The following is a 25,712-nucleotide window of genomic DNA, read 5'->3' as shown; positions in this document are numbered from 1 at the left end:
AGTGAGGTTGATTCTGCATCGTCGACCTTGTATGTCCACGCCAGATCTTCTGAGGGCGGGAGCCTGCGGCATGCAGTAATGCGTGCTGTGAACCCAGGCATTTCGTGATCGAGGACGGCGTTCTATCCTAGGTATTTACTGCATGTTTAAAAAAGTGAACACGGCGCTCTTGGGCCTGGCGATATCGGTGGGTTTGAGTTCCGTACAGGCAGCCGAGGCAAAGAAGGTAGATGTCTTGCTGGTTGGCGGCGGCATCATGAGCGCAACGTTGGGCGTATGGCTCAATGAGCTGGAGCCGGGCTGGACGATGGAAATGGTCGAGCGCCTCGACAAGGTCGCCGAAGAAAGCTCCAACGGCTGGAACAACGCAGGTACCGGTCACTCAGGCCTCGCCGAACTGAACTACACCCCCGAAGACAAAGACGGCAAGGTCAACATTTCCAAAGCCATCGAGATCAACGAAGCCTTTCAGATCACTCGTCAGTTCCTGTCCTGGCAGGTCAAGAGCGACGTCCTGAAAAACCCGCATTCGTTCATCAACTCCACGCCGCACATGAGCTTCGTGTGGGGTGATGAGAACATCAAATTCCTGAAGAAGCGTTACGACGCGCTGCAAGCCAGCCCGCTGTTCCGCCCGATGCAGTATTCCGAAGACCCGGTGCAGATCGCCAAGTGGGTCCCGCTGATGATGGAAGGTCGTGACCCTTCGCAGAAGCTGGCAACCACCTGGACGCCAATCGGTACCGACGTCAACTGGGGTGAAGTCACCCGTCAGTACGTGTCCGCCCTGCAAACCCGTCCGAACTTCGACCTGAAGCTGTCCAGTGAAGTCAACGACATCACGCGCAACAAAGACGGCTCGTGGCATGTCGAGTACAAAAACCTGAAAGACGGCACCACCAGTGCAACGGACGCCAAGTTCCTGTTCATCGGTGCTGGCGGCGGCGCGCTCAAACTGCTGCAGAAATCCGGCATTCCAGAGGGTAATGACTACGCGGGCTTCCCGGTCGGCGGTTCGTTCCTGGTCACCGAGAACCCGACCATTGCCATGCAGCACATGGCCAAGGCCTACGGCATCGCGTCCACTGGCGCGCCGCCGATGTCGGTTCCGCACCTGGACACCCGCGTGCTCGATGGCAAGCGCGTGATCCTGTTTGGCCCATTCGCGACGTTCTCCACCAAGTTCCTGAAAGAAGGTTCGTACCTGGACCTGTTCAGCACCATGACCACGCACAACTTCTGGCCAATGACCAAAGTCGGCGTCGAGCAGTACCCGCTGGTCGAGTACCTCGCCGGTCAACTGATGCTGTCTGACGACGACCGCTTCAAAGCGCTGCAGGAATACTTCCCGCACGCCAAGAAAGAAGACTGGCGCCTGTGGCAAGCCGGTCAGCGTGTTCAGATCATCAAGCGTGATGCGGACAAGGGCGGCGTGCTTAAACTGGGCACCGAAGTCGTGTCCTCCCAAGACGGCAGCATCGCCGCTCTGCTGGGTGCATCGCCAGGCGCCTCAACCGCTGCGCCGATCATGCTGAACGTGATGGAAAAGGTCTTCAAGGACAAAGTCGCAACGCCGGAATGGCAGGCCAAGATCCGCCAGATCGTGCCGAGCTACGGCACCAAGCTCAACGATTCGCCTGCCGCTGTTCAGCAGGAATGGAACTACACCTCCGAAGTGCTGCAGCTTGATAAGCCGCCAGTATTGGATCTGAACGTTCCAGCAGGTTCGGCTCCGGCCCCGGCCCAGAGCAAACCGAATCCTGCGGCGGACATGGCTTTGTAAAAAGCCTTCGCCTGCTGCGGCTGTCGCTCTGCGCAGCCGTCAGGAAGCAGAACTGCCGGGTCGTAGCGAACGCTGCGACCCGGTTTTTTTTGCCTGAAAAAGCTCGATGCCTGTCGGTACAGGTCAGCGTCCCATCACCGGCGCAAGAGCAACTTCGCTGAGTGGACGAGGCATGACGACCCGAGGCTCAGCAAACCCTCGGGGTAGTGGCTGGCGTTTTGAAAGGACGCTGCCGGCAAGGTTTCCAAATCCACCGGTCGATCACCGCCCCGACGTGTTCACTTGGGTGACAGTGACTTTGGCGCAACCGCGGTTATTGCTATAAAAAAAGTCCTCGCTAAAGGGCACTCCGACCACGTCATTTACGTACAGGTACAGCGGGCCTGAGGACCGGGCGAGGAATCTCATCTGGGTTTTTTCCATCGGGCCGAGGCTGGCGACATCAGGCGGGCAAGGCAGTGCAACCGGAGGGCTTTGTGATGGGCATGACGGCAGCTCACTGGGCTCCACGCCGTGGCCGTCAATCGCGAACACGTCGTTGCCGTTATCCCCGATCTTAGCCATAGGCTGAAACCAGGCCTGGGTCAGGTGGCGACGGGCCGGAACAAGGGCTGCAAACCCAAGCGCTTTGTACCAGGGCAAGGCGCATGTAAAGCCGCCGGGTCCTGCGGGGATCGTATCGTCATGCCAGCGGTTACCGATGGGGATTTCCAGGGTGATCTGGTAGAGGTTGCCAGCTATAACCTGGGTCTGGGTGTCGTGGCACAGTTCTCTGGGAGAAAACCAGGTGCCTGCAACCGAGGACGAACTGCAAACAAGCCCGGTTGATGAACGACCGGCAAACACCACCTGGGTGAGCGTGATCGCGGCATAGGCAAAAATTGCCAGCACGAATACGAATGGCAGCACCCGGCGCGTCAGACATCTCACGACAATACGACCGAAATCGGCGCTGCGCAGACGCTTGATTGACTCTGAGCCTCGGTTCAACGCGGGCGGCGGTTTCATCTCATAGACCGCAGCAGGTTTTAGCGGGGCGATGGCGTACCAGATTTGCCGCATCCGGTCGCTGATCTGCACGTCCAGACGCTTGCTCAGGCCAAAACAAAGCCCTAGCAGGACCAGCAGTGGCAGGAATGCATGGGGACTGGAGGTGAACGAGTTGGTCCAGGCAGTCGCAAACGACGGAATAAAGGTGTCGAGCAGTTTAAGAGGCGAGGTCAGAAAGCAGAAATTGCTGCGACAGACACCTTCGCCCGGCGCCCAGGCGGGCATGGTAAACAGCGTCAGCGATACGAACAGGGTCAGGTAGTAGGCGATTCGTCGCCACCAGACCGAGTTGAATACTTGCTCTCTTGCCAGCGTATAGCCTGCGAACCACGGCGTAGGAGGTGCAGCCGAATCCGCACCGGCATTGGGTTGGGCGAGGGCATCAAGATAGTTATTGACCGGGACGATCTGGCCATTGAGACAAACAACATCAAAGTCTTCTGCCAGTACGATTGGCGCATAGCCGTCGGGATCGACGCGGATACGCCGCAGCACGCTCTCGTGCACTTTGCCACGGACGATGTTCACGTGATCGCCATGGTTGACCCACTCCATCCGCCGAGGGTTATAGGCGTAATAACAGGCGATACCTTTGCGCGAGTCATACACCGGGCCGTTTTCATCCGACAGTGCGCGGAATTCGTCCCAGATCGTATTTTTGAAGCGCAGGTTGCAGCGGTTGGCTTCATCCATGATCCATTGCAACGGCACCAGTGACAGGCTGTCATCGGGATAGCCTCCGCCTACATTGGAATGCACCCCGGCAAACCACACCTGACAGATGCGCTTGTCTCTGATGTGGGTCGCGCAATCGGCAGGCTCTTTGTCTTCGGTCCAGAGCCTTGGGTAGAAAGAACGCCGCTCATCGTCCAGAGACAAGGCATGACGCGCGCATTTGACCCGGTCGTTGAGCACGTAATTGCGCATGGTCAGGGGCCAGATGAATCGATCGATGGCCCGCGTCAGTTGATCAACCGGGAGCCCATAGGCATCAACGGTGTCCCATAGCCCCAGGAATTCGATGTGTATGGCGTCTGCAGTGTCGGGTTGTCCGATGCGCTTGGCATCTTCGAAACAGGTATTTCCCAATAGGCGGTTTTTTGCGTTCAGCAACCGGTCGCGTAGCCACCGCATGAGCTGAACGAAGCAGTTGCCAGGGAATTTTTCCCTTCGATACGCGCGATAGGCATCCCACGCCCAGCGCTGCAAGTCTTGCTCACTGCCGCTGTAGCGCAACAAGCCCTGGGTCATCACCAGTCCGATCAGTACGCGAATGGTGAACGCGCCACGGCTGAAACCGAATGCATAGATTCGGTCGCCAGGCTGATAGGTACGGCAGAGGAATACGTAGAGATCGACAACGTTGCGTGCAAGTCCGACACCGAATGCGCCCCCGGCAATCGCCAGCGGCTTGAACGTCGAGGTGCCGACACCATCGTCGTAATACGCGAACTGGCGGGGGATCGTCAGTGGCAGAGGGTCGGTCAGATCAAGCGCTTGGTACACACGCCAGACATTGGTCTTGAACAGCTTGCCGGCACTGTTGCCGGTACCGTCTGAAAACAGAACGAGGTTTTTCGGTTCCATGGTAGAGCTTCCTTGCACAGGTGGGTTACGCGTTCAAAGGCTTTCATGGCGTGATGAGCGAAGAACCTGACCAGCGCAGTTTTTGATGAGGCCGGGCAGATGCGCGCACACGTTCCAGGGTTCAAGCCCTGGGCTTTTTTGAGCTGGAGGTCAGTCGCGCTGTCGTCGAGCGAATCTTGCAGCGCAATGAATCAGATGAGCCGTGCGGTCGGGGGGAGTGCACAGCGGTTGAGCAGGCATGCGTTGCGCATTGCCGATGGGCGCTACCCATGAACGCAGGTGACGTCCGGCCCTGGACACAATTAAATTGATCATATCGCCTCCTTGGATGGCCCTGACGCATTAGCGTTTAAGGCCACACGGCGGCGATAGTTCCTACTGCCCCTTTCAGGCAGCCGTGTCATTGAAAGCGTAGACAGGGTTGTTGACATTCGCTGCAAAGCTTTTCTTACCGCTGGTCAGTGGCGTAGTGTGTTCGACGATGTTACGCACCATGCCCCGATTGAAAGAGGTGAAAAAAGATGACCCTGCAAAGCCGCCTGGACAACCTGTACCCGAGTGCCGACGAGATTCCCGAGGAGTTTCGCGCGGGCCCTGTGATCGAGCAGCGTGAGTATCTGGTCAATGGCCAATTGCATATCTGGGAAGGCGCATTGGCGCCGGTGCTCAGTCCGGTTTCGCTGAAAACTGATTCGGGCCTTGAGTCCGTGATTCTGGGCAGCACGCCGCTGATGGACGCCGACACCGCAATGACCGCGCTGGACGCGGCGGTCAAGGCATGGGATCGGGGGCAGGGCGCCTGGCCTACGATGCGCGTGGCGGACCGGATTCATCACGTCGAGAAATTTTTGAAAGCCATGCGCGAACAGCGTGACCCTGTGGTGAAGCTGCTGATGTGGGAGATCGGCAAGAACCTCAAGGACTCGCAGAAAGAGTTCGACCGCACCTGCGATTACATCGTCGACACCATCAACGCGCTCAAGGAGCTGGATCGTCGTTCGAGCCGTTTCGAGCTGGAGCAGGACACGCTCGGGCAGATTCGTCGCGTACCACTGGGCGTGACCCTGTGTATGGGGCCTTACAACTACCCGCTCAACGAAACCTTCACCACACTGATTCCGGCGCTGATCATGGGCAATCCGGTGGTGTTCAAGCCGGCCAAGTTCGGCGTACTGCTGATTCGGCCACTGCTTGAAGCGTTCCGCGACAGCTTCCCGGCAGGCGTCATCAACGTGATCTACGGCAGTGGCCGGGAGACCGTCAGCGCCTTGATGGCCAGCGGCAAGATCGATGTATTCGCCTTCATCGGCACCAACAAGGCCGCCAGCGCCCTGAAAAAGCTGCACCCCAAGCCTCACCGTTTGCGCGCGGCACTGGGCCTGGATGCCAAGAATCCTGGCATCGTGCTGGCGGACGTCAATCTGGACAATGCCGTCAGCGAGGCGATCACCGGCTCTTTGTCGTTCAATGGCCAGCGCTGCACGGCACTGAAAATTCTCTTCGTGCATGAAAATGTCGTCGGCAGTTTTCTCGAAAAATTCGAAGAAAAACTAAAGCAGCTCAAGCCCGGCATGCCGTGGGAACCAGGTGTCGCGTTGACGCCACTGCCCGAGCCCGGCAAGACCGACTACCTGCAAGGCCTGGTGGATGACGCCGTCAGCAAGGGCGCCAAGGTGGTCAACGAAGGCGGCGGTGAGATTCATCAGCAGTTTTTCTACCCGGCGGTGCTGTACCCGGTCACGCCAGACATGCGCGTCTATCACGAAGAGCAATTCGGCCCGGTGGTGCCGGTGGTGGCCTACCGCGACCTGGATACGGTCATCGAGTACGTGCTGGATTCCGATTTCGGTCAGCAGCTGAGTATCTTCGGCAACGACCCCAAACAGGTCGGGCGACTGGTGGACGCGTTCGCCAATCAGGTAGGGCGCATCAACATCAACGCGCAATGCCAGCGCGGCCCGGACAGCTTCCCGTTCAACGGCCGCAAAAACTCGGCCGAAGGCACTTTGTCGGTGGACGATGCGCTGCGGGTGTTCTCGATCCGCACGCTGGTGGCGACCAAGTTCCAGGAAAGCAACAAGGCGTTGATCAGCGATATCATTCACGACCGTGAATCGAGCTTCCTGACCACCGATTACATCTTCTGACCACCATTTCGCTGCGGACCAGTGCAGGCGACCACGCTACCCTCGGGCGGCGTGGCGCCCGCATACTCTCGACATTGCCACTTTTTGGATTACGCCTTTGATTGACGCTATTTCTCAACCTCAATCCGAGCGCATGGTAAAAACCGTTGCGCCAGTCTTGCAGCACCTGCGAGCGGCCACGGGGGCGTCACACAAATCCCTGGAAGACCGTATGCCGTTTATGCGTCCGGAGTTGGATCGCGCGCTGTATATCAAGCTGATTCAGGCGTACTACGGTTTTTATGCGCCGCTGGAACGGTTGATCGCAGCCGTTGCAGACGTCAGCCAGAGCGACCGACAGCGGCAGAAGGTCCCGGCGCTGGTTCGTGACCTGACGGCGTTGGGTTTATCGGCTTCGGATATTCAGGGGTTGCCGTTGTGCAGCGATCTGCCTTCGATCGACAACGCCCATCAATTGCTGGGCACACGTTATGTCATCGAGGGCGCCACCCTTGGCGGGCAAGTGCTACGGCGAGTGATCAAGGACAAGCTGGCGATTGAGGCAGACAGCGGTGCCGAGTTTCTGGACGTTTATGGCCGCGACACCGGGCCATTGTGGAAGGCATTTCTCCAACAGTTGGCCGAAGCCGAAGATCCGCAATACCACGGCCAAATCGTCGACGCCGCGTGCGCGACGTTCGACTGTTTCGAACGCTGGCTGCAAAGCGCGAACGTATTGACCCCCTGACGCTCTGCATCTCGTCGATGACGCCGAACGACAGGCTTTTGATTCTGGCCGGAGGCCGTCGGAGCGTGACTTGTCCCGCGATCTGCCGGGAACCGGCAGCAAAACCGGAGCACGCGGTTTGCCTGACACACATGTGGTGTCTGGTTTTCAGGGCCGCTGCGCAGCCCATCGTCGGCAAGCCGGACTCCTACGCGCTCCGCGCAGAAGCGAAGTAGCTCGGCCATCACCCGAGGCTAAAAATAACCAAATGTGTCAGCTTTGTTTGGTTATCTGACGACAGCTTCTATATTCTTTTCACGTCTACCCGTTCTGTGCGCAGCGAGAGCGGTGGGCCACGTATTCACGCACGGCCAAAGGAAACCTGATGAGTACCCCCAGCACGCCGCTCTCCGGCGTCAATCAGCCGCTCAAGGGCATCGCCTTTATTGTCCTTGCGACCTTTCTGTTTTCGAGTCACGACACCCTGTCCAAATTCCTGTCCGGTATTTACCCGATCATCATGGTGGTCTGGGTGCGTTATCTGGTGCACACGCTGTTGATGGCCTGCATCTTCATGCCGTCGTCGGGGCTGCGGGTGTTGCGCACCAAAAAACCCGGATTACAAGCCCTGAGGGCGGCGTGCCTGCTCGGCACCAGCCTGTTATTCACCAGCGGCCTGATGTTCATCCCGCTGGCCGAGGCCACGGCGGTCAACTTTCTCGCGCCGCTTCTGGTGACAGCGCTGTCGGTGCCACTGCTCAAGGAACATGTCACGCGTGGGCAATGGATCGCGGTGCTGGTGGGCTTCAGCGGGGTGATGGTCATCGTCCACCCTGGCGGCGAATTGTTCACCCTGGCGGTATTGCTGCCGCTGGGTTCGGCCATGTGCTTTGCCTGTTACCAGTTGTTGACGCGACTGGTGGCGGCACACGACAGCCCGACCACCAGCAACTTCTTCGCCGGGCTGTTCAACACCCTGATGATGAGTGCCCTGGTGCCGTTCTTCTGGCAATCGCCGCAGTGGAAGCACATTCCGCTGATGCTCGCGTTGGGCACCTGCGGCATGGTTGCGCACCTGTTGCTCACCCAGGCATTTCGCTTCGCGGCCCCTGCGATGCTGGCGCCGTTCGGCTATTGCCAGATCGTTTTCGCCGGGTTGCTGGGTTTCATCTTCTTCGATCATGCGCCGTCACTGACCGCTCAGGCGGGCATCGCCATCATCTGCCTCAGCGGGCTGGCGGCGGCGTGGCAGCAACGCAAAAAGGGCAACTGATCTGAGCCTGCGAGCAGACACGCTTCGCGACGGCGCCACTGACAATCCTCAATAACAAGGTGCAGCCATGACTGAACTCGACGCGTTGATCAAAGACCGGCCGGTGGCCATCGTGGGGGCAGGATTGGTGGGGGCGGGCTGGGCGCTGGTATTTGCTCGCGCAGGCTTGCAGGTGCGGATATTCGACGCCAATCCTGTGATCGCCAATGCCGCTATCCCGCTGATCGAGCAGCAACTGGTCGAGATGCACGCACGCGGGCTGATCAGCGAGCCCGTTGCTGACATCCTGGCGCGCCTGAGTCTGGCCAAAGATCTGGCAGAAGCCATCGATGGCGCGGCGTATGTGCAGGAGTCGATACTTGAGCGGGTGGAGGTCAAGCGCGCCTTGATGAATGAGCTGGAAGCACTGGCCGACGGCGATCTGGTCATTGGCAGTTCCAGTTCCGGCATTGTCGCCTCGGCATTCGCCAGCGGGCTGAAAATCTCCTCACGCGTCATCATCGCCCATCCGGTCAACCCGCCTTATCTGGTGCCCGTGGTGGAAATCGTGCCGTCGGCTGAAACCTCTTCACAAACCGTGGCCTTCGTCGCGGCGCTGATGGTGGCGGTCGGGCAAAGCGTGGTGCATGTGCGCAAAGAGGTCGAAGGATTTGTCCTCAATCGCCTGCAGGCCGTGTTGTTGCGTGAGGCCTGGGCGTTGGTCGAGGAGGGCGTGGCGAGTTGCGAAGACATCGACAAAACCGTGCGCGACGGGCTCGGCTGGCGCTGGTCGTTCATGGGGCCCTTCGAAACCATCGACCTGAACGCCCCTGGAGGAATTGCCGATTACGCCGTCAGATTGGGCCCGCTGTACCGCTCCATCGCTGCATCAGGTAATCATGACGATGAGTGGAGTGATGCGCTGATCAGCGAAGTGGAATCCCAGCGTCGCGGTTTCTTGAATCGCGAAGACCTTGAAAGCAAGCGAGCCTGGCGTGATCGCAAGCTGATGGAATTTTGCGTGGCGCGGCGGGATGCGCAGGAGTAACCCGCCCGTGTTGAACCTTTGTAGGAGCTGCCGAAGGCTGCGATTGCGATATGCCTGACACACCTTAATCGCAGCCTCGCGCTGCTCGTCAGCTCCTGCAAGGGACCGAGTGCTGCCCTAAACGCCCACCCTATCTGCACGCTTTGACTATTGCCCCGACGGACGACAGGGCGGAGTATTTGCGCACTCCAACAATAAAAGTCGAAGGAAGAGACAGTCATGCAGATCCAAGGCAAGGTATTTCTGGTCAGCGGCGGCGCATCGGGACTGGGCGCGGCGACGGCGCAGATGCTGGTCGAAGCGGGCGCCAAGGTCATGTTGGTGGACCTCAATGGCGACGCTGTGCAAGCCCAGGCACAAAACCTTGGCGACAACGCGCGCGCCAGCGTCGCTGATGTCACTCAGGAGGCTGCAGCACAATCAGCGGTCGACAGCGCTCTTCATGAATTCGGCCAGTTGCACGGCCTGGTCAATTGCGCCGGTATCGTCGGCGCCGAAAAAATCCTCGGTAAAGAAGGCCCTCACGGCCTCGACAGCTTCGGCCGTGTGATCAGCGTCAACCTGATCGGCAGCTTCAATCTGCTGCGTCTGGCCGCCGCTGCCATCGCCCAAAGCTCGGCAGACGACGGCGGTGAACGCGGGGTCATTATCAACACCGCATCAGTCGCCGCCTACGACGGCCAGATCGGGCAGGCGGCCTACGCCGCGTCCAAAGGCGCCATCGTCAGTCTGACCTTGCCCGCAGCCCGTGAACTGGCGCGCTTTGGCATTCGCGTCATGACCATCGCCCCCGGCATTTTCGAAACACCGATGATGGCCGGGATGACCACGCAGGTGCGTGAAAGCTTGTCTGCCGGCGTGCCATTTCCCCCGCGCCTGGGCCAGCCGCAAGAGTACGCAGCTCTGGTTCGCCACATCATCGAAAACAGCATGCTCAACGGCGAAGTCATCCGTCTGGATGGCGCCTTGCGCATGGCCGCCCGTTAATCGAGGAGCCTTTTATGGCATCTGGCCAAGCAACCTATTTCAATACCGATCCGGTGGTGATCGTCAGCGCCGTGCGCACGCCCATGGGCGGGTTTCAGGGCGACCTCAAAATCCTGGCCGCGCCGCAATTGGGTGCAGCCGCCATTCGCGCGGCAGTGGAGCGCGCAGGCCTTGGCCCAAACGATATCGACGAAGTGCTGTTTGGCTGCGTGCTGCCTGCCGGGCTAGGCCAGGCACCCGCGCGTCAGGCTGCACTGGGCGCTGGGCTGAGCAACGACACGCTGTGTACGACACTGAACAAAATGTGTGGTTCGGGCATGCAGGCCGCGATTCTGGCCCACGATCAACTGTTGGCCGGCAGCGCTGACGTGGTGATCGCCGGCGGTATGGAAAGCATGTCTAACGCGCCGTATCTGCTGGACAAAGCTCGGAATGGCCAGCGCATGGGACACGGTCAGGTTCTCGACCACATGTTTCTCGACGGCCTTGAAGACGCCTACGAGCGTGGCCGGCTGATGGGCACCTTCGCCGAGGACTGCGCCGCGCTCGAGAGCATCAGCCGTGAGGCACAGGATGCCTTCGCCGTCGCCTCATTGATGCGTGCGCAGGACGCCATCCGCGAAGGGCGTTTCGAGTCGGAAATCGTGCCTGTCCAAGTGACCGAAGGCAAAGAGCAACGCACCGTCGTCCATGACGAACAACCACCCAAGGCGCGACTGGAAAAAATCCCGCAACTCAAACCGGCGTTTCGTACTGGTGGCACGGTGACTGCTGCCAATTCCAGCTCGATTTCGGACGGCGCAGCGGCACTGATCCTGATGCGACAGTCCGAGGCCGAGCGACGTGGATTGACCCCGCTGGCGGTGATTCGCGGCCACGCAGCCTACGCCAACAAGCCCAGTCTGTTCCCTACAGCACCCATTGGCGCTATCGACAAGCTGATGCGCAAAACCGGCTGGTCGTTGAGTGAAGTGGACCTGTTCGAGATCAATGAAGCCTTCGCGGTGGTTGCACTGGTTGCGATGAGCAAGCTCCAATTGCCCCACGCCAAGGTCAACGTCAACGGTGGGGCCTGCGCCTTGGGCCACCCCATCGGCGCCTCCGGGGCACGCATTTTGGTGACATTGATCGCCGCTTTAAAGCAGCGCGATTTGAAACGCGGAGTCGCGGCGATTTGCATCGGTGGCGGGGAAGCCACGGCAATTGCGCTGGAGATCTTATAATTTCATTTAAAACAATAACCTGCGGTTGATAGGTGAAGTTAAATATTCAATATGCAGTCGTTATCGTGATGTTAAGAGAATGGATAAATAACAATGACTTACGAAACTATCCTCAACGAAGTCCGAGGTCGGGTCGCGCTGATAACCCTCAACCGTCCCGAGGCCTTGAACGCCTTGAACGCTCAAATCATCAGCGAACTCAACCACGCACTGGATCAAATCGAGCGCAATCCCGACATCGGTTGCGTGGTGCTGACGGGCTCGTCCAAAGCGTTCGCGGCGGGCGCGGACATCAAGGAAATGGCCCAGCTCAAGTACCCACAGATCTACCTCGATGATCTGTTCAGCGACAGTGACCGGGTCGCCGCGCGGCGCAAGCCGATCATCGCGGCAGTGGCCGGTTTTGCTCTGGGCGGCGGCTGTGAGTTGGCGCTGATGTGTGACTTCATTCTCGCTGCGGACAATGCACGTTTCGGCCAGCCGGAAATCAAGCTTGGCGTGCTGCCCGGCATGGGTGGCACCCAGCGCCTGACCCGGGCCATCGGCAAAGCCAAGGCCATGGAAATGTGCCTGACCGGACGCATGATCGACGCCGCAGAGGCCGAGCGCGCCGGGCTGGTCTCGCGCATCGTGCCGCTCGATACCTTGCTCGACGAAGCATTGAAGGTAGCGGCAGCGATTGCGGCAAAGTCCCTGCCTGTAGCGATGATGGTTAAGGAGAGCGTCAACCGCGCCTTCGAGGTCAGCCTCTCCGAAGGCATTCGCTTTGAACGGCGCGTCTTTCACTCAGCCTTCGCCACTGAAGATCAAAAGGAAGGCATGGCCGCGTTCATTGAAAAGCGCGAGCCGCTGTTCAAGCATCGATGAATATTCAGTCATCTTCGCGGCTATGAAAGGTCACGCGATGGGCGGCGATTTCAATCGTTGCCCGCGCGGTATGCAGCGTTATCGGTTGAACGCTATCGAGGTCCAGGCGCTGATCGGGCGCCAACCGCACATGGTTATCGTCACCTCCGGCGACACCTGAGCAACGCACATCGGCTTTCAGTTGCTCGGCGGTCGCAGCCTTTAGCACGCCGCAAATCACCGGCTGATCAGGGTCGTCGTCAAAAAAACCCACGCTGACCGCCGTGGTATCGGCTTGAATCTGTACGGCGCTGCACAGTGCTGCCCAACTGTTTTGCGCCCCTTGATCAGAGCCGACGGATTGCCAGCCAAAGCGCACCGCCAAACGGCCAAGGGCATCGAAGGTGTGGGGCTGGGCAAGTACCGCGCTGTGTATGCCGGTAATGGCCGGCTTGCGGTGCTGCAGGCGCGGACGAAAGGGCATGGCCCAAGGGATGACGGAAAATTCATTGCGGTACTGGCAGTCGGAGGCCCGCACATTGCTGGCGGCGGACGATTGAGCCGGCTGCAGCGGGCTCCAGGTCAGGGCGCGAATCGCTTGGGTGGCGCGGATGATCGCGGCGATGTCTTCGGCACTGGCGCCTTTGAGTTTCGCCAGTTGCGAGCCCTCGTGACGAATCTCAGTGAGCAGCCATTGATCGTTCATCAGTCGGTCCGGGTGTTCGGTGACCTGCATGATCTGGCCACTGACCAACGCCGGCTGACTGCTACGCCCGCTGATCACACGCCGTTCGCAGCGCAAGCGTTCCAGCGCCCTTACGCTCATCTGACGTTGGCGCGTTGACTGATCGCCCCGCACGCCAAAAGGCAACACCACCGCAGGTGGCAAATCGACTTCGAGGGTGGTCACGCGGGTGCTGGTGCTTCGGTGTTGGTCCAGAAATGCAAGGTTATCGCCGCCATGGCTGCTGTAACTGGGCAGAAGGGTCAGTCGCTCGGCGAAATGCGCGATGCCGTTCTGGCCGTTATCAGTGAGGTCGGTTATCAGCATCCCGCGCGATGGGCTCAGTTCCGGGAAGCTTGCCGGATCGTCGGCAAATATCAGCACGTGCCCGCTGACGTTGTGCTCGAAGCGGAAGCTGATGCCTTCTTCTTCGCACAATCGCTGCAGCAGGTGCAGATCGGTTTCCTGATATTGCACGCACATGTCTCTGGGCGGATACACGCCAATCTTTCGCTCGAAGCGGTAGGCAGCGATTTCCAGGCCATGTTCCTGCAGGAGCAGGTCAATAATCTGCGGCACCCTCATTCCGTTGAAAGTCCTGGCCTTGGGCGCGTTGGCAAGTCGCTGCAGGTCCGGGGTCAGGGTGATGCGATAGAGGCTCAAGCCAGTGCCAGCCTGCACATGGCTGACTTCGCTGATCTGGCCGTGAACCCCTTGCGGTTGCGGGCCAAAGCTCAGATAAGCGCCTCGCCCCAGCAGCGTGTTGCAATCGATGGCACCGTGCTCGCTGACCAGGTCGATGTCGAAGCGGTACGGTTGATTCAGCGCTTCTTGTCCGGTGAAGCTGATGACATGCAGATCCATCTGGCTATCATTGATCGCCAGTGTCATTGGCCCTTGCTCGTCGTTGTACATCAGCATGTTCTCTCACCTCTGAAATTCAGGTGCAGAGGGTACGGAAAGCGACGTGCTCACGTCTTCGCCAGCCGCTATTTCGGAAAAGGACTACATCCCGCGTCGACATGTCTTAGGGGGTAAAGCGGCCTGCATGAAGAAACTTAAATGCTCCGGTTTGATCGACGATGAGCGGCGAGGGGTTTCATCTGGCGTCATCGCGTATAAAATGCGCGGGCGCTGCAGCTTTGCTTCGGCGCATCAATGATAGTCACCCTTTTCAGCGCTTACCGTCACGCACGCGACACGCCATGCCGCGCGCAAGACCCTGACGGCAAGACGCCACCGAAACAAGAGAGCAATCATGGGCGCACAGTGGAAGGTCAAGCACAGAGAAGCAGCAGCCAATGCCAAGGGGCGAATTTTTGGCAAGCTGTCCAAGGAAATCATGATTGCTGCGCGTTCCGGCGCCGACCCCGACATGAACGCCCGCCTGCGACTGGTTGTAGAACAGGCTAAAAAAGCCTCGATGCCCCGCGAAACACTTGAACGCGCCATCAAGAAGGGCGCAGGACTGCTCGGTGAGCACGTGCATTTCGAAAAGCTGACCTACGAAGGGTTCGCGCCGCACAAGGTGCCAGTCATCGTTGAGTGCCTGACTGACAACATCAACCGCACGGTGTCTGAAATTCGCGTGCTGTTTCGCAAAGGCCAACTGGGCGCAGCCGGTTCGGTCTCCTGGGACTTCCTGCACCAGGGCATGATCGAAGCCGTGCCAAGCAGCCCGGACGCCGACGCAGATGAGGCGGCCATTGAAGCCGGCGCGCAGGAATGTGAACCGGGCGAGGAGGGCGCCACGCTGTTCTTCACTGACATCACCGATCTGGACGCCGTGTGCAAAGCGCTGCCCGATTTTGGTTTTACAGTGCAGTCCGCGCACATCGGCTACCGCCCGAAAAGCACCGTGGACGGCCTGACCGAAGAACAAATGGGCGAGGTCGAAGCGTTCCTCGAAGCCATCGACGGCCATGATGACGTGCAGAATGTGTACGTCGGGCTGGCGGGGTAAACAGAAATCCCGTAGGAGCCAACTTGTTGGCGAGGAGCGGCAAACCTGTTTTCAGCCCACACCTCTCGCGAACAAGTTCGCTCCTACAGTTTTGCGAGCGCCGACAGTCGCTGTTCAATCTCGGCAAAAGACGGTCGCAGCGCGGCCGTTGGTTGAATGCACTGCTGCTGAAGCTCGGTCAATCGAGCGGCCGTTTCCACGTCCATCCCGTCACACCGCTCAAGCAATTCCCCGAGCAGGATCCCGTAAGCCCGAACCTCAAGACGCTCAAGCTTCACGCCCGTCTGCTCATCGGGATAGAACGAAGCCGCGCCAAAATCTCCCAGCAGGCAATCGCCATGCTCATTCCACAGCACGTTATGGCCATAGAGGTCGCCGTGGGTCAGGCCGTGGGCATGCAGATGGGCAGTCGCAGCCGCAACCCCCTTGGCTATCCGCACAGCCACTGCGGGGGTAAAGCGGGTGTCGTTATAGATGTCCCGCGTGCAGGTTTGCAGGCTAGGCGGGCCTGCCAGATTAATGAATTCAGGCGAAATGAGCTCCATTACCAGCCCATCGACCTCGGCGGGATGGCCGTGAATCTGCCCTTCCACCGTGATCAGGTTGGCGTGGTTACCGGCTGCGATACACGCCGCCATTTCGTTGAGCGGCGATCCGTCGCTGGTCACGGCGCCCTTGTACAGCTTGACTGCCACCTGTTGCGGCGCGCGGTCATCACTTAGCCACACCGCCTGCTGAATAACCCCGGAAGCGCCTTGGCCCAGCACCTGCTCCAGTTGCAGATCCTGCCAGGCAATAGGAGGAATCGGCGTGTCGGTTGCAACGCTGGACAAGGGATTCCCGGCGCAGGCCAGCCACGCCAGCGCGGGCATGTCCAGCAGCCAGTCGGGCAAGCGGCCGATGTTGTTGGCCGAAATTCGCAGCAGCTCCAGACGCTGACACTTTGCCAGGCTTGCGGGCAGGTGACGCAACTGGTTGCCGGCCATCATCAGTTTTTGCAGCGCGCCATAGTCACCCAGCTCTTCAGGCAAGGACTCGATGCAGTTGTCGGTCAGGATCAGCGAACGCAGTTGGGCTGGCAGCGCGCGCGCGGACACTTCACGAATGCGACACGCCTTGAAACCGACCACCTGCAATTGCAGACATTGGCCAATGGCTTCGGGCAAGTGGGTAAACGGATTATTGGAGCAGAACAGAATTTTCAGGTGCGTGAGGCGATACAGATCGTGGGGCAGGTCGGTCAGCGCGTTGCCGCTCAGATCGAGCATTTCCAGTGAGTCGCTCAGGCTGAAGATTTCCTGGGGAAACTCGGTCAGGCCGCAGGCCAGGTTCAGGCGCTTGATACCAGCCAGTTTGCCGGCGCGCAGGTCTGCGAGAGTGTGCATAGGAAAGGTTCACAGATAGCTGATTTGGCCGGCCATCATAACGACTTGCACGGCAGGAAGGCAGTCACCTCTACCGATCAGGCCGAGCATCCGGCGCTCAGCCCAGGCAACGATCCAGCAGCTGGTGCATGCGCTCAAGCGTAGGAGGCGTCTCGGCGTAGAGAATGCGGTAGATCATCGGGGCGACGACGGCGTCCACCAGCTCATCGGCGGAGGGTGAGCGTTCACCGCGCTCCTGGGCGCGATCGATCATGATCTGGAACTGATCGCGGACCATGTTCAGGCATTTGCCGGAGCACAGCGTCGCGCTGCTGGCTACTACGTCGCGCATCATTTCGCGACCGGGCTCTGAGCTCATTTCGTCCAGATAGATTTCGGTCCAGTGCCGCAGATCATCGCGCAAGTTGCCGCAATCCACCGGTTCGTCCGGGCGCAGCCGCTCGACTGCGGCATCGGCCAGTAACGCCGTGAGGTCGCCCCATCGGCGATAGATTGTCGAAGGCGTGACACCTGCGCGGGCCGCAATCACGGGGACGCTGAGCGCCGAACGCTCCTGTTCGAGAAGCAGGTCACGGACGGCGGCGTAAATCGATGTTTGCACGCGGGCGCTGCGACCGCCGGTGCGGATGCCTTCTTTGATAGCCATGGGGCGGACCTTAACACAAAGTATTTGCTTTAAGCGGATTCAGCTCGCACACTCGGTAAAGCTAAAAATTTGCGTTTGTGCGATGGTTTTTTGGAGAGTGTACCTGTGTCTCAATCTTTGCAGAACCCGAAAATCGATGGTCGGGATCGAGGTCATCTCGGTTTCCTCGCGTTTGTGCTGCTGTGCTTCTTCGCAGCCTCCAGCACACCCACGCCGCTTTACCACCTGTACCAGCAAAGCTGGGGATTTTCGTCGGCGCTGCTGACGCTGATCTTCGCTGTTTATGCGTTAAGTCTGCTGGTGGCGTTGTTAGTGGTGGGGTCCTTGTCAGATCACCTTGGGCGACGGCCCGTGATCTTTGCGGCGCTGGTGATTGAGATCCTGTCCATGCTGCTGTTCATCGGTGCTCACGACGTCAGCTGGCTGTTGGCCGCGCGCATTTTGCAGGGGTTTGCCACCGGCATGGCGACCGGAGCGCTGGGCGCCGCGTTGCTCGACACTGATCAGACCCAAGGCCCGTTGGTGAACAGCATTGCGCCGATGTTCGGCATGGCCGCCGGCGCGTTGGGCACCAGTGCGTTGGTTGAATTCGCGCCCTTGCCGTTGTTGCTTGCTTACGCGGTGTTGTTGACTGCGTTTATCGGCCAGGCCCTGTATGTGTGGCGCACTCCGGAGACTGTCACCCCGCAGGCGGGGGCCTGGCGCTCGCTGCGTCCCTCCTTGCACGTCCCGAAACAGGCACGCGCAACCTTGTGGCTGGTGATGCCGGCGGACATTGCCGCCTGGGCGCTCGGCGGGTTTTTCCTGTCCTTGACACCGTCGTTGCTGACGGCGGCCACGGGCTCGACATCGGTGCTCAACGGTGGCTTCGCGGTGGCGGCGTTGACCATCAGTGGCGCGGTGGCGATCCTCAATCTGCGCACTCGCGCGCCAGGGCTTGCGTTGTGGGTGGGCTGCAGTTTTCTGGCGATGGGCGTTCTGGTCATCCTCGCGGCGGTCAATCTAGGGCAGTTGGGGCTGTTTTTCGTCGGCACGGTGGTGGCGGGGATTGGCTTCGGTTCAAGCTTTCTTGGTGCTCTGCGATTGCTGTTGCCGCTGGCCCATGCCCATGAGCGCGCGGGGTTGATGTCAGCCTTTTACGTGCTGAGCTATCTGGCGTTCTGCGTGCCAGCGCTGATTGCCGGCCTTTCCATCAGCCGCGTGGGTCTGATCGCCACGACCAATGTCTATGGATCGCTCGTGGTGCTGTTTGCCTTGATTGCGCTCGTTTCATTGCTGGTGCAGCGTGCGAGCAAACCCCAGGCACTCGATTCCCTGTAGGAGCCAACTTGTTGGCGAGGCGATTTACGCCGTGTGTCAGTCGAGGCGTCTCGCGAACAAGTTCGCTCCTACAGTGCCGTGAAAACCAGTCGCCCCGACCAAAGTCGCACGCGCCATCTTGCGTACATCTGCTAATTTCATCTGTGTTCCCAACCCCATAAAAACAATCACAGGGTTCCACGGATGACCGAGATAAAAGGCCAGGCCTCGCGCCGCGATTACGTACAACAGCATGCCGAAGCGTTGGCTGATCCCGCCGCTTATTGGGCCGCTCAGGCGCAGCATATCGCCTGGTATCGCCAGCCTGAGCAAACGCTGGAGGCCATGGGCGATGGCACCCACCGCTGGTTCGCCGACGGCCAGTTGAACACCTGTTACCTGGCGCTGGATCATCAGATCGAGTGCGGACGTGGCGGGCAAATTGCGTTGATCTACGACTCGCCCGTCACTGACACCAAAGCGTCGTACACCTACCACCAACTGCGCGACGAGGTGGCGCGGCTTGCGGGATTGCTGCGCAGTCTGGGGGTCGAGAAGGGCGACGGCGTCATTCTCTATATGCCGATGATTCCTCAAGCGGCCATGGCCATGCTGGCTTGCGCACGTTTGGGGGCGGTGCATTCGGTGGTGTTCGGCGGGTTCGCCGCCCATGAACTGGCGCTGCGCATCGACGACGTCAAACCAAAGTTGTTGCTGACCGCGTCCTGCGGCCTGGAATTCGACCGGGTGATCGCTTACAAACCCTTGGTGGACAAAGCGCTGGAACTGGCCAGACACGCACCAGACCATGTGCTGCTGTGGCAGCGCCCGCAATTGCCAGCCGAGCTGATCCAGGCGCGAGATGTGGGTTGGGCCACAGCACTCAAAGGTGCCGTCCCGGTCGATCCGGTCCCCGTGTCCAGCCTCGATCCGCTGTACATCCTCTACACCTCCGGCACCACCGGAAAACCCAAAGGCATCGTGCGCGAAAACGGCGGGCACGCGGTCGCCATGCTCTACACCCTGCGCACGGTCTACGGGATGCAGCCGGGCGATGTCTGGTGGGGGATTTCCGATGTGGGCTGGGTGGTCGGGCACACGCTGATCGTCTATGCGCCGCTGATTGCCGGCTGCACAACGGTGTTCTACGAAGGCAAACCGATTCGTACCCCGGATGCCGGGGCGTATGGTCGCATCATCGAGGAATACGGGGTGAACGCGTTGTTCTGTGCGCCGACAGCCATCCGCGCGATCCGTAAGGAGGACCCTAACGGCCAACTGCTCAAAAGCTATGACCTGAGCTCCCTTCGGCAATGCTTCCTGGCCGGCGAAAAGCTCGATTCCAGCACTCACCATTGGCTCGAACAGCTCACCGGCAAACCGGTACTCGATCACTGGTGGCAAACCGAAACGGGGTGGCCGGTCACCGCCCCCTGCCTTGGACTTGAGGGCCATCGCGCCAGCGGGGGTTCCAGCAATCGCCCGGTACCGGGATACAACGTGAAGGTGGTGAACGAGAAGGGCCAACTGCTGGCCGCCGGGGAAGAAGGGTCTATTGTCATCGCCTTGCCCTTGCCGCCCGGTTGCAGCCAGACCTTGTGGAACGATCACCCGCGCTTCCTGCAGGCCTATCTTCAGGCGTTCAAGGGCTATTACCACACCGGCGACGGCGGTTACGTCGATGCAGACGGCTTGGTTTACATCATGGGGCGCACCGACGACGTGATCAACGTCTCAGGGCATCGCCTGTCGACCGGCGAAATGGAGGACCTGGTGGGGCAACACCCTGCGGTGGCCGAAAGCGCAGTGATCGCCACCTCCGATCAGGTCAAAGGCCATGTGCCGCTGGCGTTGGTGGTGCTCAAGGACGGGGTTTCTCACACGCCCGATCAAGTACAGCGGGAACTGATCGCCCATGTTCGCGAGCATATCGGTGCGCTGGCGTGTTTCAACAAAGTGGTGCTGGTCAAACGGCTGCCCAAGACTCGCTCCGGCAAGACCTTGCGCGCGGTGTTGCGCAAGATTGCCGACGGGGAGGCCTACACCATGCCGCCCACCATCGATGATCCGACGATTCTGTTGGAGATCACCGAAGTGCTGAGTCGGTCTGCACCGGGCGGTACGTCTGACCCGGCACCGATCGGGTGAAGGATTCAAGTTCCTTGTATCAGCGTCGATACAGTGAGAGGACACACATGGAACTCAACAGGGACGTCACCGGTGATGACAAGCATAAGCGCAGTCAACCAAGGCCAGATATTGGCGCTCAAACCTGCGGCCGCTCTGCCGCCTGCGGTAAACGATAGCGCTGTCGTAGAATCGGCGGCGTCACCTGCATCAGTGGTGATACTGGGCGAAGACACCAGCGTTCAGGTGCCGGTTTATACCTCCCGAGGTCTGCTACCGCTGGGCGGGACAACCCAGACCTGGGAGTCCGATGCCACCGACGATGTGTCGAAGGCGATGGCGACCAATTTCAATACTTCTTCGACATTGGGCAGGTTTCGCGGCCTCGGCGCAGCCTTGCTGGAGCAGTTGGCCGGCAACGGCAAAGGTTTCTCCCAGTCGCTGATTAAAACCAGCGCCACACCGGAGGCTGCCGCGTTGTCGGCAGCTCAATCCAAGCTGCACAGCAACGCCGACAACAGCATCACGCTGACCATCAAGACGGCCAGCGGCGCGACCGTCGCTTTGAGCCTCACCAGCCAGGCCAATGGGCTGGCAGTGTCGGCTGACGTGACCGGCGGCGAGCTGACCGATGACGAGCTTGCGGGACTGGCGGATCTGGCCGATGGTTTCCAGTCGGCTATCGATGGATTTACGGGGGAGCCGCCGAGCCTTGATCTGAGCAAACTGACCCAGTACGACCCCAAGGTGTTTTCCTCCATAGCCCTCCAGGGCTCGCTCAAACTGAGCGAAGACAGTGTGCAAACCCTGAGCTTTCATGCGGACAGCAACACCCGTTCTGTCAACATGAGCGGCCCGTTGGGTCAGGTGAACATGGCGGTAGACCTGAAAAACGCAGCCATCATCGGCAATGATGTTCAGCAAGCCAAAGCGCTGCAAAGCTACCTCAAGCAATTTGACTCAGCCCGCCAGCGTGGCCATGGCGATGCGCAGTTGATGACCCTGTTTACGGACACCTTCAAGGCCCTCAACAGCCACTATCCAGAGGCAAGCAGCAAGCCGACAGCGCCGCAGACGGTCAACACGATCAATCTGACGGATGCTGATCATGCAATGCTCAGTGGGCTGGCCGACTTCACCGCTTCAGTCACTCAAAGTGTGGAGGCGAGCAACCCGATGCGCCCCAATGAGCTCGATGCGTTCAGTTACAACCTCTCGCAGTCCAGCGAAAGCAATGGCGCTAACCCGCTCAATCGCACCCTGAAGCAGAATCAACAATCGCAGTTGACGGCCAGTTATCACCAGGCGCTGTACCCCGGTTCGTCCCTCAAGATGACCATGGATGCGCAATCGCAGAATTATGCCTATTACCAGATCGAAGACAGCACCAGCAGCTCGATGAACATGACCTATGACAAGGGCAAGCTGATTGAGGCTTCCGTGACCAGGCTGTCCAGCCAATCGACCCGTGTAAGCAAATACGAGTTGGGGCATTTGATCGAAGACACGCTCACGCCGGAAAAGACCTCGGAACAAATCAGCTACACCCACCTGTTGGAATCGGCACTGCAAGCGGACAGAAAGTCGAGGGTCGAGACCGGGCGCTCAACTTTGATGAGCGCGCTGGCTTCTCTTCATGATGAAGTGCTGGCGCCAGCGCATCGTTGAAGACTGACAATCAAGGCCACTCAGGTCGGTAGACCGCGACGGTTTTCAGCGGCGGTCTAAAGGGCTCAGATCGGATGATTCAACGCCTGGCGCGCGGCCTGCGCTGCCGGGTCATCGGCCGGGCCGACCATGGCGTAGTTGTAGCCGCTGCCGGACCAATAATCGGCCTGCAATTCGCCGTCACGACGACTGCCCCTTGGCAACAGGTGGTTATGCTCGCCGGGCGGACGAATGTAGAAACTCAAGGTCCGGCCTTGGGCGTCCCGGTACACCACCATGGCGCCTGCGCCTTGCTCGGTCGGGGTCAACCGGCCACTGACCGGCTTGAAACCTGCGGCTGCCAGATCAGGTAAACGGTTTGCCTGGGCGAAGTTGCTGTCCAGCCAGCCCTGGGCATCACTGACCTTGGTCGGACTCCAGTCGCTGGCCACGTCGTCCTTAACCGCAAACATCCGGTACGCCTGCACGGCATCGGCCATGGGCAGGATGCTCGTGACCAACGTCATTTCCCGCGCTTGCCAGCCACTCAAGCCGCCCACGCTCACGGCAATCAGCAACACCGCTGCGGTCGCATAGTGCCGAGTGCGGTTGCGCCGCAGGCGCTGACGAATGAACGCCGGATCAAGCTCAGGATTGGCGGTACGGTGCAGCTCGCCACTGAGGGCGGCGCGCAGGCTTTGCGCGTCGCGCTGCCAGGCCAGCACCTGGCTGGACACTTCGGGGTGAGCCGCCAGATAAGTTTCCATGGTCGTCTGGTCGGCTTCGTTGAGCTGGCCGTCGACGTAGGCGTGCAGGTCGCGTTCGCTGGGGGGCAGAGTGATCATTTCAATATCCGCAGGGCAGGGGTGGTGATTTCGCCATCGCTGAGCAGGCGCAAGGCCTGACGCGCGCGAGACAGGCGGGACATGACAGTGCCCACCGGGACATCAAGAATTTGGGCGCATTCGTTATAGCTCAACCCCTCGACCGAGACCCATAGTAATAAAGCCCGTTGTTCGGTGTTAAGCCGTTCGAATGCCTGTAGCGTGGATTGCGCGACCACGGTACGTTCCACCGATGGCTCGAAAGGGTCGTCCTTGCCGCCGGTAAACAGCTCTAGCATGCGACTGTAGCGACGAGAACGCCGATGCGCATCGAGAAACTGTCTATAAAGAATGGAGAACAACCAGGCACGCAAATCACCTTCGGGGCGTTTGCTGCCCCACGATGACAGCGCTTTTTCGAGGCTCGATTGCACCAGATCGTCGGCGCTGCTCGGATCGCGCGTCAACGATACGGCAAACCGGCGCATGCGCGGCAGCACTTCTCTGAGTTGTTCGTCCAGCTCGTTCATGTCGGGTTTCCAGGTCATCCAGCGGGATGATTCAAATCGTGTGACCAGAAAGACGCATGCCACCGAAGGTTATTCCACGCTTATAAAAATAAATATCAAGCCGTGGAATAGATGCACCGCAGGAACGTCCACCTTCAATACCGTGATTAGAGGCCAAAGGCCCGGAGTCTTACCAATGATTGAGCGCGAACCACCGCAGCACTCGAAACCGCCCCTCAGTACGGCGCAGCTATTGCTTCGCCTGGCCGGAATCGGCGCCGTCGTCGTCGTGATCGCTGGCGCTTTTGCCTACGTCAACGGCACGCTTGACCCCCAGCGCCTGACGCCTGCGCGAGTGGTCGATACCTTCGAACACAACAACGGTTTGTTTCCCGGTTACCGCCGCAACCACCCGAAGGGCACCTGTGTCGCCGGGTATTTCGAAAGCAATGGCTCGGCAGCGGCGTTGTCCAGTGCGCAAGTGTTCGGCACCGGACGCACCCCGGTGATCGGGCGATTTGCGTTGCCCACCGGTAATCCCAATTCTCCTGACAATGCGGCGCCGATCCGCAGCCTGGCGCTGCAATTCACCCAGCCCAACGGCCAGCAATGGCGAACCGGGGTGAACAGTATGCCGCTGTTTCCGGTAGGCACTCCGGCAGCTTTCATCGATCTGCAGAATGCAACCGCCGCCGACCCGAAAACCGGCAAGCCGGACCCTGCCAAGCCGCCAGCATTCTTTGCGGCGCACCCTGAAACCGCTCCGTTTCTGGCCTGGATAAAGACGGCCAAACCCTCGGCCAGCTACGTCACCGAGACCTACAATTCCGTCAACGCCTTCGTGCTGGTCGCCTCCGATGGCAAGCGCCAGGCGGTGCGCTGGAGCGTGGTGCCGCAGAATCAGGATTCGCTGGTGGCGCCTACGCCGCAGGACAAGGACTTTCTAGAGAAGGACCTGGCCGAAAAACTGGCTTCGGGCTCTCAGAAATTCAGTCTGGTGCTGACGCTGGCCAACGCCGGTGATCCAACCAACGATGCGAGCAAAGCCTGGCCCGCTGATCGTAAAACCGTGAACGCCGGGACCTTGGTTCTCGACAAAAGCCAGCCTCAATTGAATGGCGATTGCCGAGACATCAATTACGACCCGCTGGTGCTGCCAAGTGGCATTGAAGGTTCGGACGATCCGTTGCTGGCGGCGCGCTCTGCGGCGTATGCAGCCTCTTACGAACGTCGGACCCGTGAAGTGAATCAGCTCAAAGCCGCACCTGCACAGGAGAAGCAACCATGAGTGCTCCAACGTCTCACTTCGCACCGCTGGCGCGTCTGCTGCACTGGTTGATGGCCTTGATGGTGATCGCCATGCTGTTCATCGGGGCGGGCATGGTTGCCTCGATTTCCGAGCGTCACGAATGGCTGCTCAACCTTCACAAGCCGCTGGGCATCGCGATTCTGGTGTTGGTGATTGTGCGGTTGATCGTGCGGTTCTCGACCAAAAACCCGCCGTTGCCAGCTGATCTGCCGGCTTGGCAAGCGCTGGCGGCGAAACTGTCGCACTACGTGTTGTACGCGCTGATGCTGGCGATGCCATTGATTGGCTGGGCGATGATTTCGGCAGCGGGGGACCCTGTGATGTTGGGGCAGAGCGTGCGTCTGCCATCTATCGTCGCCGCCAACGCCGAAACCTTCGCCTGGCTGCGCGGGGCGCACCGGTATCTGGCGTACCTGTTCTTCCTGACCATCCTCACGCATCTGGCGGCAGCGCTGTTTCACGGCTGGATTCGTCGGGATGAGGTGTTGGGGAGCATGTTGCGGGGGCGGGATTAAGCTATCGACCGGATCTGTACCTGTAGGAGCTGCCGAGGCACGAAGGCTGCGAATCGGTGTGTCAGTCGACATTTCTTAGTCTGACAGACCGTAATCGCAGCCTCGCTGGGGCTCGGCAGCTCCTACCGTTGACCC

General features: G+C 59.7%; 20 protein-coding genes. 14 read left to right on the top strand and 6 right to left on the bottom strand.

The annotated features are described in order from the left end of the window. Window positions 1-142: 142 nt before the first annotated feature. Window positions 143-1,783 (top strand): malate dehydrogenase (quinone), encoded by a 1,641-nt coding sequence (mqo, locus tag ACWKWM_RS07145; protein WP_483845466.1) that lies wholly within the window; start codon window positions 143-145, stop codon window positions 1,781-1,783. Window positions 1,784-2,044: 261 nt separating this feature from the next. Here mqo and ACWKWM_RS07140 read toward each other — a convergent pair whose 3' ends face one another. Beyond that, complete coding sequence (locus ACWKWM_RS07140) at window positions 2,045-4,420, bottom strand: DUF2235 domain-containing protein (protein ID WP_483845465.1); 2,376 nt, start codon at window positions 4,418-4,420, stop codon at window positions 2,045-2,047. A 521-nt stretch (window positions 4,421-4,941) separates the two neighbouring features. On the opposite strand from ACWKWM_RS07140, the gene ACWKWM_RS07135 reads away from it, so the two are divergent. The 7 genes from ACWKWM_RS07135 to ACWKWM_RS07105 all read left to right on the top strand — a co-directional run bounded on the left by ACWKWM_RS07135 (window position 4,942) and on the right by ACWKWM_RS07105 (window position 12,650). After that, window positions 4,942-6,567: an NADP-dependent glyceraldehyde-3-phosphate dehydrogenase gene (locus ACWKWM_RS07135; RefSeq protein ID WP_483845464.1), complete on the top strand. Its 1,626-nt coding sequence runs from the start codon at window positions 4,942-4,944 to the stop codon at window positions 6,565-6,567. A 133-nt stretch (window positions 6,568-6,700) separates the two neighbouring features. Continuing rightward, window positions 6,701-7,294, top strand: a complete 594-nt coding sequence (locus ACWKWM_RS07130; protein ID WP_483845632.1) for a biliverdin-producing heme oxygenase — start codon at window positions 6,701-6,703, stop codon at window positions 7,292-7,294. Between the two features lie 364 nt (window positions 7,295-7,658). Continuing rightward, on the top strand, window positions 7,659-8,546 hold the full coding sequence (locus ACWKWM_RS07125) for a DMT family transporter (protein WP_483845463.1): 888 nt from the start codon (window positions 7,659-7,661) through the stop codon (window positions 8,544-8,546). Window positions 8,547-8,613: 67 nt separating this feature from the next. Continuing rightward, the gene (locus ACWKWM_RS07120) at window positions 8,614-9,573 is read left to right on the top strand and encodes a 3-hydroxyacyl-CoA dehydrogenase (RefSeq protein WP_483845462.1); all 960 of its coding nucleotides are present in this window, start codon (window positions 8,614-8,616) and stop codon (window positions 9,571-9,573) included. A 219-nt stretch (window positions 9,574-9,792) separates the two neighbouring features. Then, window positions 9,793-10,560, top strand: coding sequence for an SDR family NAD(P)-dependent oxidoreductase (locus ACWKWM_RS07115; protein ID WP_483845461.1), 768 nt, complete (start codon window positions 9,793-9,795; stop codon window positions 10,558-10,560). A gap of 14 nt (window positions 10,561-10,574) precedes the next feature. After that, complete coding sequence (locus tag ACWKWM_RS07110; RefSeq protein ID WP_483845460.1) at window positions 10,575-11,783, top strand: acetyl-CoA C-acyltransferase; 1,209 nt, start codon at window positions 10,575-10,577, stop codon at window positions 11,781-11,783. A gap of 93 nt (window positions 11,784-11,876) precedes the next feature. Then, window positions 11,877-12,650, top strand: a complete 774-nt coding sequence (locus tag ACWKWM_RS07105) for an enoyl-CoA hydratase (RefSeq protein WP_483845459.1) — start codon at window positions 11,877-11,879, stop codon at window positions 12,648-12,650. A 4-nt stretch (window positions 12,651-12,654) separates the two neighbouring features. On the opposite strand, the gene tssI is transcribed toward ACWKWM_RS07105, so the two are convergent. After that, entirely contained in the window at window positions 12,655-14,274 is a 1,620-nt protein-coding gene (gene tssI / locus ACWKWM_RS07100) for a type VI secretion system tip protein TssI/VgrG (protein ID WP_483845458.1), read from the bottom strand. Between the two features lie 337 nt (window positions 14,275-14,611). Between tssI and ACWKWM_RS07095 the strand changes: the two genes are divergently transcribed. Next, complete coding sequence (locus tag ACWKWM_RS07095; protein WP_483845457.1) at window positions 14,612-15,316, top strand: YebC/PmpR family DNA-binding transcriptional regulator; 705 nt, start codon at window positions 14,612-14,614, stop codon at window positions 15,314-15,316. Window positions 15,317-15,399: 83 nt separating this feature from the next. On the opposite strand, the gene ACWKWM_RS07090 is transcribed toward ACWKWM_RS07095, so the two are convergent. Both ACWKWM_RS07090 and ACWKWM_RS07085 read right to left on the bottom strand, forming a co-directional pair. Beyond that, entirely contained in the window at window positions 15,400-16,701 is a 1,302-nt protein-coding gene (locus tag ACWKWM_RS07090) for a leucine-rich repeat-containing protein kinase family protein (RefSeq protein ID WP_483845456.1), read from the bottom strand. 97 nt (window positions 16,702-16,798) lie between these two features. After that, complete coding sequence (locus ACWKWM_RS07085) at window positions 16,799-17,347, bottom strand: TetR/AcrR family transcriptional regulator (protein ID WP_483845455.1); 549 nt, start codon at window positions 17,345-17,347, stop codon at window positions 16,799-16,801. 105 nt (window positions 17,348-17,452) lie between these two features. Here ACWKWM_RS07085 and ACWKWM_RS07080 point away from each other — a divergent pair, with 105 nt between their 5' ends. From ACWKWM_RS07080 to ACWKWM_RS07070, 3 genes are all read left to right on the top strand, one after another. Beyond that, the gene (locus ACWKWM_RS07080; RefSeq protein ID WP_483845454.1) at window positions 17,453-18,667 is read left to right on the top strand and encodes an MFS transporter; all 1,215 of its coding nucleotides are present in this window, start codon (window positions 17,453-17,455) and stop codon (window positions 18,665-18,667) included. Window positions 18,668-18,850: 183 nt separating this feature from the next. Beyond that, the gene (locus ACWKWM_RS07075) at window positions 18,851-20,794 is read left to right on the top strand and encodes a propionyl-CoA synthetase (protein ID WP_483845453.1); all 1,944 of its coding nucleotides are present in this window, start codon (window positions 18,851-18,853) and stop codon (window positions 20,792-20,794) included. Between the two features lie 72 nt (window positions 20,795-20,866). Then, on the top strand, window positions 20,867-22,441 hold the full coding sequence (locus ACWKWM_RS07070; RefSeq protein ID WP_483845452.1) for a lactate dehydrogenase: 1,575 nt from the start codon (window positions 20,867-20,869) through the stop codon (window positions 22,439-22,441). Between the two features lie 65 nt (window positions 22,442-22,506). Here ACWKWM_RS07070 and ACWKWM_RS07065 read toward each other — a convergent pair whose 3' ends face one another. Further along, on the bottom strand, window positions 22,507-23,265 hold the full coding sequence (locus ACWKWM_RS07065; protein ID WP_483845451.1) for an anti-sigma factor family protein: 759 nt from the start codon (window positions 23,263-23,265) through the stop codon (window positions 22,507-22,509). Continuing rightward, complete coding sequence (locus ACWKWM_RS07060) at window positions 23,262-23,774, bottom strand: sigma-70 family RNA polymerase sigma factor (protein ID WP_483845450.1); 513 nt, start codon at window positions 23,772-23,774, stop codon at window positions 23,262-23,264. The genes ACWKWM_RS07065 and ACWKWM_RS07060 overlap by 4 nt, the downstream gene beginning before the upstream one ends. A 175-nt stretch (window positions 23,775-23,949) precedes the next feature. Between ACWKWM_RS07060 and ACWKWM_RS07055 the strand changes: the two genes are divergently transcribed. Then, window positions 23,950-25,041: a catalase family peroxidase gene (locus tag ACWKWM_RS07055; protein WP_483845449.1), complete on the top strand. Its 1,092-nt coding sequence runs from the start codon at window positions 23,950-23,952 to the stop codon at window positions 25,039-25,041. Further along, window positions 25,038-25,577 carry a cytochrome b gene (locus tag ACWKWM_RS07050; RefSeq protein WP_483845448.1) on the top strand — a complete coding sequence of 180 codons (540 nt, stop codon included), beginning with the start codon at window positions 25,038-25,040 and terminating at the stop codon, window positions 25,575-25,577. The genes ACWKWM_RS07055 and ACWKWM_RS07050 overlap by 4 nt, the downstream gene beginning before the upstream one ends. The last annotated feature ends 135 nt before the right edge of the window (window positions 25,578-25,712 follow it).

Source organism: Pseudomonas rosaeacicularis, from assembly GCF_057128745.1.
The sequence above is the reverse complement of the archived record's forward strand: the minus strand, read 5'-3'. Positions and strand labels throughout refer to the sequence as shown.

Coding starts and splice junctions, on each gene's coding strand:
- mqo (WP_483845466.1), top strand. CDS start 143: ATGTTTAAAAAAGTGAACACGGCGCTCTTGGGCCTGGCGATATCGGTG.
- ACWKWM_RS07140 (WP_483845465.1), bottom strand. CDS start 4,420: ATGGAACCGAAAAACCTCGTTCTGTTTTCAGACGGTACCGGCAACAGT.
- ACWKWM_RS07135 (WP_483845464.1), top strand. CDS start 4,942: ATGACCCTGCAAAGCCGCCTGGACAACCTGTACCCGAGTGCCGACGAG.
- ACWKWM_RS07130 (WP_483845632.1), top strand. CDS start 6,701: ATGGTAAAAACCGTTGCGCCAGTCTTGCAGCACCTGCGAGCGGCCACG.
- ACWKWM_RS07125 (WP_483845463.1), top strand. CDS start 7,659: ATGAGTACCCCCAGCACGCCGCTCTCCGGCGTCAATCAGCCGCTCAAG.
- ACWKWM_RS07120 (WP_483845462.1), top strand. CDS start 8,614: ATGACTGAACTCGACGCGTTGATCAAAGACCGGCCGGTGGCCATCGTG.
- ACWKWM_RS07115 (WP_483845461.1), top strand. CDS start 9,793: ATGCAGATCCAAGGCAAGGTATTTCTGGTCAGCGGCGGCGCATCGGGA.
- ACWKWM_RS07110 (WP_483845460.1), top strand. CDS start 10,575: ATGGCATCTGGCCAAGCAACCTATTTCAATACCGATCCGGTGGTGATC.
- ACWKWM_RS07105 (WP_483845459.1), top strand. CDS start 11,877: ATGACTTACGAAACTATCCTCAACGAAGTCCGAGGTCGGGTCGCGCTG.
- tssI (WP_483845458.1), bottom strand. CDS start 14,274: ATGCTGATGTACAACGACGAGCAAGGGCCAATGACACTGGCGATCAAT.
- ACWKWM_RS07095 (WP_483845457.1), top strand. CDS start 14,612: ATGGGCGCACAGTGGAAGGTCAAGCACAGAGAAGCAGCAGCCAATGCC.
- ACWKWM_RS07090 (WP_483845456.1), bottom strand. CDS start 16,701: ATGCACACTCTCGCAGACCTGCGCGCCGGCAAACTGGCTGGTATCAAG.
- ACWKWM_RS07085 (WP_483845455.1), bottom strand. CDS start 17,347: ATGGCTATCAAAGAAGGCATCCGCACCGGCGGTCGCAGCGCCCGCGTG.
- ACWKWM_RS07075 (WP_483845453.1), top strand. CDS start 18,851: ATGACCGAGATAAAAGGCCAGGCCTCGCGCCGCGATTACGTACAACAG.
- ACWKWM_RS07065 (WP_483845451.1), bottom strand. CDS start 23,265: ATGATCACTCTGCCCCCCAGCGAACGCGACCTGCACGCCTACGTCGAC.
- ACWKWM_RS07060 (WP_483845450.1), bottom strand. CDS start 23,774: ATGAACGAGCTGGACGAACAACTCAGAGAAGTGCTGCCGCGCATGCGC.
- ACWKWM_RS07055 (WP_483845449.1), top strand. CDS start 23,950: ATGATTGAGCGCGAACCACCGCAGCACTCGAAACCGCCCCTCAGTACG.
- ACWKWM_RS07050 (WP_483845448.1), top strand. CDS start 25,038: ATGAGTGCTCCAACGTCTCACTTCGCACCGCTGGCGCGTCTGCTGCAC.